6 protein-coding genes are annotated in these 7,845 nt (G+C 63.8%); all 6 read left to right on the forward strand.

Annotated elements, in window-relative coordinates; all coding sequences use genetic code 11:
* The first annotated feature begins 97 nt into the window (after positions 1-97).
* The 6 genes from OO12_RS02465 (at position 98) to OO12_RS02490 (ending at position 6,926) form a co-directional block, all read left to right on the forward strand.
* On the forward strand, positions 98-1,249 hold the full coding sequence (locus tag OO12_RS02465) for an acyl-CoA dehydrogenase family protein (RefSeq protein WP_034157050.1): 1,152 nt from the start codon (positions 98-100) through the stop codon (positions 1,247-1,249).
* Between the two features lie 219 nt (positions 1,250-1,468).
* Positions 1,469-2,194, forward strand: coding sequence for a CDP-alcohol phosphatidyltransferase family protein (locus tag OO12_RS02470; protein ID WP_235364655.1), 726 nt, complete (start codon positions 1,469-1,471; stop codon positions 2,192-2,194).
* 66 nt (positions 2,195-2,260) lie between these two features.
* Positions 2,261-3,355, forward strand: a complete 1,095-nt coding sequence (locus tag OO12_RS02475) for an inositol-3-phosphate synthase (protein WP_034157052.1) — start codon at positions 2,261-2,263, stop codon at positions 3,353-3,355.
* Positions 3,352-4,059: a phosphocholine cytidylyltransferase family protein gene (locus OO12_RS02480; protein WP_235364656.1), complete on the forward strand. Its 708-nt coding sequence runs from the start codon at positions 3,352-3,354 to the stop codon at positions 4,057-4,059. Before OO12_RS02475 ends, OO12_RS02480 begins: the two co-directional genes overlap by 4 nt.
* A gap of 165 nt (positions 4,060-4,224) precedes the next feature.
* Positions 4,225-5,619 (forward strand): amidohydrolase, encoded by a 1,395-nt coding sequence (locus OO12_RS02485; RefSeq protein WP_034157053.1) that lies wholly within the window; start codon positions 4,225-4,227, stop codon positions 5,617-5,619.
* Positions 5,616-6,926, forward strand: a complete 1,311-nt coding sequence (locus OO12_RS02490; RefSeq protein WP_034157054.1) for an amidohydrolase family protein — start codon at positions 5,616-5,618, stop codon at positions 6,924-6,926. Before OO12_RS02485 ends, OO12_RS02490 begins: the two co-directional genes overlap by 4 nt.
* Positions 6,927-7,845: the final 919 nt, after the last annotated feature.

Here is a 7,845-nt window from a genome sequence, read left to right on the forward strand (position 1 = left end):
GCATACCCCCCTGATACGCGCTGTCGAGCGCTACCCGCTTGACCCAAACGTCAACGCCGCTCAAACCACGCAAAAGGTTTCAAGAGAGGACTTATCCATGCTCGACGCCGTTCCCGGTCGCTTCGCCTATAATGAAGATCATGAGGCATTCCGCCAGACGGTGCGCAGCTTCCTGCAGAAGGAGGGCGTACCCAATGTCGGCGAATGGGAGGAAAAGCGCCTCGTCCCCAAGGAATTCTGGCGCAAGGCCGGCGAGATCGGGATGCTGTGTCCGACCGTACCCGAGGAATATGGCGGGCTTGGCCTCGATTTCGGTTACAACGCGATCGTCGATGAGGAAATGAGCTATCAGGGCGTGCCCGCCGGCTTCTCGCTCCAGTCCGACATCGTGTGCGACTATATCGTCCAGTACGGGTCGGAAGAGCAGAAGAAGCAGTGGCTGCCGCGGCTCGTCTCGGGCGAGACGATCACCGCGATCGCGATGACCGAGCCCGGCACCGGATCCGACCTGCAGGCGATCCGCACCTCGGCGAAGAAGGACGGCAATCATTATGTCGTCAACGGATCCAAGACCTATATCACCAACGGCCAGAATGCCGACCTGATCCTGGTCGTCGCCAAGACCGATCCCGATGCCAAGCCCGCCTATAAGGGCATGTCGATCCTGCTGATCGAAAGCGACCGCGACGGGTTCAAGCGCGGGCGCAAGCTCGACAAGATCGGCCAGGACGCCGCCGACACCTCCGAATTATTCTTCGAGGATGTCCGCGTGCCGATGACCAATTGCCTGGGCGAGGAAGGCAAGGGCTTCATCTATCTGATGAGCCAGCTACCGCAGGAGCGGCTGTCGATCGCGGTCGGCACGCAGGCGTCGGCGCAGAAGGCGTTCGACGAGACGGTCGAGTTCACCAAGAGCCGCAAGGCCTTTGCCGGCATGGTGTTCGATTTCCAGAACACCCGCTTCGTGCTCGCCGACCTCAAGTCCAAGCTGCAGGTCGGCTGGGCGCATCTCGACTGGGCGATCAAGCGCCACCTTGCCGGCGAACTGACCCCGGTCGAGGGCGCAGCGGCCAAATTATGGCACACCGAACTGCAATGGGAGGTGATGGACAAGTGCCTGCAGCTGCATGGCGGCGCCGGTTATATGAACGAATATCCGATCGCACGGATGTGGCGCGCCGCCCGTGTCAGCCGGATCTATGGCGGAACCAACGAGATCATGAAGGAGCTGATCGGACGCAGCCTGTAGTGCCGGGTCGCAAGAAGCCGTTACGGCGGTGGCGTATCCGCTACGTCACCGTTCATCGCGTCATCTCTTGCAAAAATAGCGTCATGTCGGCATGACGGCGATCCGATGACACCCCCAACGCCTGACGGCACCCGAGACAGGCGGATAGAAGATCCAACCAATCTCTGGCTGATCCATCCCACCGCTCGGCGGCTTCTTCCGATAGCGCTTGCGTGGCGCGTGTCGGCCAATATGGTCTCGTTCATCGGCCTCGCCCTCGGCATCGGGGCGGCCATTGCCTATTGGAACTGGGACGCGCCGATCGCCGCGGTCGTCGGCCTGATCCTGTCGATCGCCTGGCTGATCGCCGATGGCCTGGACGGCATGGTCGCGCGCGCGACTCAGACCGCGAGCGCCTTTGGCCGGCTGCTCGACGGCATTTGCGACCATGGCGTGTTCATCCTCATCTATGTCGTGATCGCGACCTCGATCGGCACTGGCGAAGGCTGGGCGCTGGCGGTCGTCGCGGGCGCCGCGCACGTCATCCAGTCGAGCCTGTACGAAGGCGAACGCGCCCGTTTCCATCGCCGCGTGCGGGGCGATTCGGGTGACTCCCCGCCGGCGCGGACCGGTGGCCTGCTCGAACGCGGCTATGACGCGATCTCGCACGGGATCGACCGCGTCGCGGACCGGTTCGACCAGGCGCTGCGGTCGAGCCGCGACCCGGCGCGCTTCGGCCTGGATTATGGATTGCGCGCCGCGCCGGTCATGAAATTAATGGCGCTGGAAAGCGCCAATATGCGCGTTCTGGCGATCTTCATTGCCTGTCTGGTGGGGAATCCCCGGCTTTTCTGGTGGTTCGAAATCGTGCCGTTAACCCTCTTGATCATTGCTACGCTCGTCTGGCATCGGCGCGTCGAAGCCGATCTGGTGCATCCACGCGCCGTCGCACCTGTAAATACCTGACCATCGGCACCTATATGGTCGCCATCCGCCATACCCTCATTTGAATATCGAAGGACTGCTCCAACCATGAAAACCATCAATGTCGCGGTAATCGGCATCGGCAACTGCGCCAGTTCGCTGGTCCAGGGTCTCGCTTTCTATCACAAGGGATCGAACGACCATGTCGGTCTGATGCATTGGGACCTGGGCGGCTACAAGCCGAGCGATATCAAGGTCGTCGCGGCATGGGACGTCGATACGCGCAAGGTTGGCGTCGATGTGTCCGAGGCGATCTTCGCCAAGCCGAACTGCACCGCGATATTCTGCGCCGACGTCCCGCCAAGCGGCGTCAAGGTCAAGATGGGCAATGTGCTGGACGGCGTCGCTGACCATATGGCCGATTATGCCGATGACCGGACCTTCATCGTTGCCGACCTGCCGCAACCGACCAAGGCCGAAGTCGTCGCCGCGCTGCGCGAGAGCAAGGCCGATGTGCTGATGAACTATCTGCCGGTCGGCAGCCAGAAGGCGACCGAATTCTATGCCGAATGCGCGCTCGAAGCGGGCGTCGCGTTCGTCAACAACATCCCCGTCTTCATCGCCAGCGACGCCGTATGGGCAAAGCGCTTCGAAGACGCCGGCGTGCCGATCGTCGGCGACGATATCAAGGCGCAGCTCGGCGCAACGATCGTCCACCGCGTGCTGACCGACCTGTTCGCCAAGCGCGGCGTGAAGCTCGACCGCACTTATCAGCTCAACACCGGCGGCAACACCGACTTCCTCAACATGTCGAACCATCGCCGGCTGGAATCGAAGAAGATCTCCAAGACCGAAGCAGTGCAGTCGGTCGCGGCCGAGCGCCTGACCGACGACAATGTGCATATCGGCCCGAGCGACTATGTCGCGTGGCAGAACGACAACAAGGTCTGCTTCCTGCGCATGGAAGGCCAGATGTTCGGCGGCGTGCCGATGAACCTGGAACTGCGCCTGTCGGTCGAGGACAGCCCCAATTCCGCTGGCGTCGCGATCGACATGATCCGTTGCGCGAAGCTCGCCAGCGACCGGGGCATGGGCGGCCCGATCCATCCGGCATCGGCCTATTTCTGCAAGCACCCTCCGATCCAGATGACCGACGATCTGGCCCAGCTTGCGGTTGAAGACTTCATCGCCGCCGCTGCGTGAATCGACTGACCACGGCGGTACTGCTCGCGGCGGGTGCCGGCACCCGCCTGCGATCGGCCGCCGATTCCAAACCCTTGTGCGTCGTTGGCGGCAAACCGCTGATCGACCATGCGATCGAACGCATGGCATCAGCGGGGATCCGCCGCGTCATCGTCACGACCGGCTATCGTGCCGACGCGATCGAGGCGCATCTTGCCGCGCGCGACTGGCCGGTCATGGTCGAGACCGCGCTGACCGCCGACTGGCGCCAGCCCAATGGCGTGTCCGCCCTTGCCGCCGCGCCGTTGCTGGCGGGCGAAGCGACGCTGCTGGCGATGTGCGACCATCTCGTCGATCCCAGCCTCTATGCGCGCATGGCCGACACCGGCGCGGGTGACGGGCTCAATCTCGGGATCGATCGCCGGCTCGGCCACCCTTGGGTCGACCCCGGTGACGTGACCTTCGTCGCGACCGAGGGCGACCGGATCGTCGCGATCGGCAAGGGCATGGCGCCGCATGATTGCTACGACACCGGCGTGTTCGCGGTCGGGGCGCCGTTCTTCGCCGCGCTGGAAACGCTGGCCGAACCGTCGATCACCGATGCGGTCCGCCTGCTCGCCGCGCGCCGCGCCGCGGGCGTGGTCGATTGCAGCGATATCGACTGGATCGATGTCGACGATCCCAAGGCGCTCGCCGCCGCCGAGCAATGGCTGGCGGGCGGGTGAATTTCGTGCGGATGCGGTCGACACGACGGTTGACATGGGCCCCGCGCTAACGGATTTCAGGCGCTTCCCGGGACAACACCGGATCCAATAACAGGGGGCGTCATGGCGAACGGGTTTCGGGCAGCACGGGAGTTGCGTGCCGCGAAGAGGGGGCCACGCACCGCGATGCTGGCCTGTGCGATGGCCGCCCTGCTTTCGGCCTGCGCCACCGACGCCAATGCCGACAAGCCGAAGAGCGCGAGCGATTCCGCCCCGGGCAAGCGCTACAGCCACGATCCCTATCCCTCGACCTACAAAGCCTATCCCGGCACCCCGACGCTGATCACCAATGTCACGATCTTCGACGGCGAAGGCGGGACTTTCGCCAAGGGACAGGTGCTGTTCGCCGACGGCAGGATCGTCGCGGTCGGTGAGACCGTCACCGCGCCCGAGGGCGCAACGGTGATCGACGGCACCGGCAAGGTCGTCACCCCCGGCATCATCGATATCCATAGCCATCTCGGCGATTATCCCTCGCCCGGGGTCGAAGCCAATTCGGACGGCAATGAAGCGACCGGCCCGATCACCGCCGATGTCTGGGCCGAGCATAGCGTCTGGCCGCAGGACCCGGGGTTCAGCCGCGCGCTGACCAATGGCGGCGTCACCACGCTGCAGATCCTGCCCGGATCGGCCAACCTGATGGGCGGCCGGTCGGTCGTGCTCAAGAATGTCTATGCGCGCACCATGCAGGGCATGAAATTCCCCGGCGCGCCCTATGGCCTGAAGATGGCGTGCGGCGAGAATCCCAAGCGCGTCTATGGCAGCAAGGGCCGCCAGCCATCGACCCGGATGGGCAATATCGCGGTCGATCGCCAGACCTGGGCGAAGGCGGTCGAGTATAAGCGCAAATGGGACAAATATGAGAAGGAGGGCGGCGACGCCCCCACGCGCGACATCGCGATGGACACGCTGCGTGGCGTGCTCGACGGCGAAATCCTGGTGCAGAACCATTGCTACCGCGCCGACGAAATGGCCATCGTCATGGATATGGCCAAGGAATTCGGCTATCATGTCAGTGCCTTCCACCACGCGGTCGAGGCCTACAAGATCGGCGACCTGTTGAAGGCCAACGGCACCTGCGCCGCGGTCTGGGCCGACTGGTGGGGCTTCAAGATGGAAAGCTATGACGCGATCAGCGAGAATCTCGCGCTGCTGCAAAAGGCCGGCACGTGCGCGATGATCCATAGCGACGACGAGAACGGCATCCAGCGGTTGAACCAGGAAGTCGCCAAGGCGCTCGCCGCCGGACGGCGCGCCGGGATCGACATTTCCGACGCGGTGGCGTGGGAATGGCTGACGATCAATCCGGCCAAGGCACTTGGCATCGCCGACCGGACCGGCAGCCTGAAAGCGGGCAAGATGGCCGATGTCGTGCTGTGGAACGGCAATCCGTTCAGTGTCTATTCGCGGCCCGACAAGGTGTGGATCGACGGCGCGCTGCTCTACGATGCGAACAATCCGAAACTGAGGCCGGTGTCCGACTTCGAGCTTGGCCAGCCCGGCGCGGGAGATGTGAAGTGAAGCGCCTCCTGCTCTGCACCGCCGCGTCATTGCTCGCCGCTGCCGCACTGCCCGCCACCGCCCAGTCGGTCGCGATCGTTAACGCAAAGCTGGTGATCGGCGACGGCAGCGCGCCGATCGAACGCGGCACCGTCGTGGTGCGCGACGGCAGGATCGTCGCGGCCGGCGCGAATGTCGCGGCCCCGGCCGGGATGGAAACGATCGATGCCGGTGGCCGCTGGGTCACGCCGGGCATCGTCGCCGGGTTCACCCGGATGGGCATCATCGAAGTCGATGGCGTATCGCAGACCAATGATTCGGGCGCATCGAGCAGCCCGTTCCATGCCGCGCTCGACATTTCGCTCGCGGTCAATCCGCGCACCAGTTCGATCCCGCTCAACCGCGCCGAGGGCGTGACGCGCGCGATCGTCGCGCCCGACAATAACGGATCCGTCTTCGCCGGCCTGGGCGCAGTGATCGATCTGGGCGCCGACCGCGATGCGGTGACGCGCCCGCGCGCCTTCCAGTTCATGGAATATGGCGAATCCGGTGCACGCGCCGCGGGCGGCAGCCGCCCGGCGGCGATCGCGCAGTTCCGCAACGCGCTGGCCCAGGCGCGCGATTATGCGCGCAACCCGGCGGGTTATGCCGATCTCGGCAAGAATGCCTTGCTTACCCGTGCCGATGCCGAGGCGCTGGGCGCCGTGGTCACGGGGCGCATGCCGCTGCTGATCCATGTCGAGCGCGCCTCCGACATATTGGTGCTGCTTGACCTCAAAAAGGAAATGCCCGCGTTGAAGCTGGTGTTCGTCGGGGCGGCGGAAGGCTGGATGGTGGCGCCGCAGATCGCCGCCGCGCATGTGCCAGTGATCGCCAGCGCGCTGACCGACCTGCCCGCATCGTTCGAACAGCTCGGATCGACCCAGTCGAACATCGGCCGGATGAAGGCGGCGGGCGTCCAGGTCGGCATCGGCATGATCAACGACAATGAGGCACGCCAGGCACGGCTCGAAAAACAATATGCCGGCAATTTGGTCGCGCTGACCAGATTGCCCGGCGCGACCGGGCTCGACTGGAACAGCGCGTTCGCCGCGATCAGCTCGATCCCGGCCGAGGCGATCGGGCTGGGCGGCGAAATCGGCTCGCTGCGTCCGGGACGGCGCGGCGATGTGGTGATCTGGAGCGGCGACCCGCTCGAGCTCGACACGGCGGCGCTCAGCGTGTGGATCGACGGCGTCAAGCAACCGCTCGAAACGCGCCAGGGCATGCTGCGCGACCGCTATCTGCAACCACAGGAAGGCGCGCTGCCCAAGGCGTATCAACGCTGAACCTGCCGGCGACCGGCGGAGCACTGCCTTGCCGGTCGCAGCGACCTGAATTTCCCGTCGCTGCGGGAAATCCTGCGGGAAAATGTTTTTTTGAGCGTTCTGCGGGAATTTCTGCGGGAATTTTGTTGGAGCGTTACGGGAATTTTTCCGGCGGCTTGCGGGAAAATCGGGAAATGGCGGCGGGTGGAGGTCATGCTTTGCTCAAATCCGGGCGTGCGTGATGACGGGCCTGCGCGATTCAACCGGTTTGGCGGAGGGCCTTCGCCTGCGATGTGAAGCGCGCGCTATGGGGGTGAGCATGGCAGTGGCTGGGGGTTGGGTGAATCGATCCACTTTGGGCGGGCACGTCGATAGGTAAGTATTGGCGGCCGGGCGAGATATGGGACACCCTATTGTTGCATATCTCCAGTGCCAGGCGAGCGTCTGGGATTTGGAATATATCTATGTTCTTTCAATGACATGACGCGCACTTGACGAGCCAACGTGCGACACATCGCGCTTTTTTGAAGCTCGCTACAGCGTATTAGTTACGGCTAGCGAGGCTTGGCAATCAATGCACCTCCCTTCGGCCCAAACGACACCGATAATCCTCCGGTGTCGGTGCCAGGGTTTCCATTACCACGCTGATTTACGTGACGCGCAATGCTGGGAAGACGATGTGAGCGAGACGGGCCGTGGTGCGAAGCTATCGCTTAACCCACCAGAGTAAAAGGGGGGTGGCGCACGTGTCACTGTAACACCAAATGCAGTCTCACAACCCGCCCAAATATCGCTCATTCCGCAGTGTCTGCTTTCCGGTAATGAGGGCCGAAAGCTGCCGACCCCGTGCAGCCTCCTTTACTCGACACCGCCTCGCCCAATCTCCCCCGAGGTGAGGCAGGCAGACTATTGTAGAAGCTATGTTAGCATGGGGGGGGGG

This window comes from Sphingomonas sp. ERG5, from assembly GCF_000803065.1.
Taxonomy (GTDB): domain Bacteria; phylum Pseudomonadota; class Alphaproteobacteria; order Sphingomonadales; family Sphingomonadaceae; genus Sphingomonas.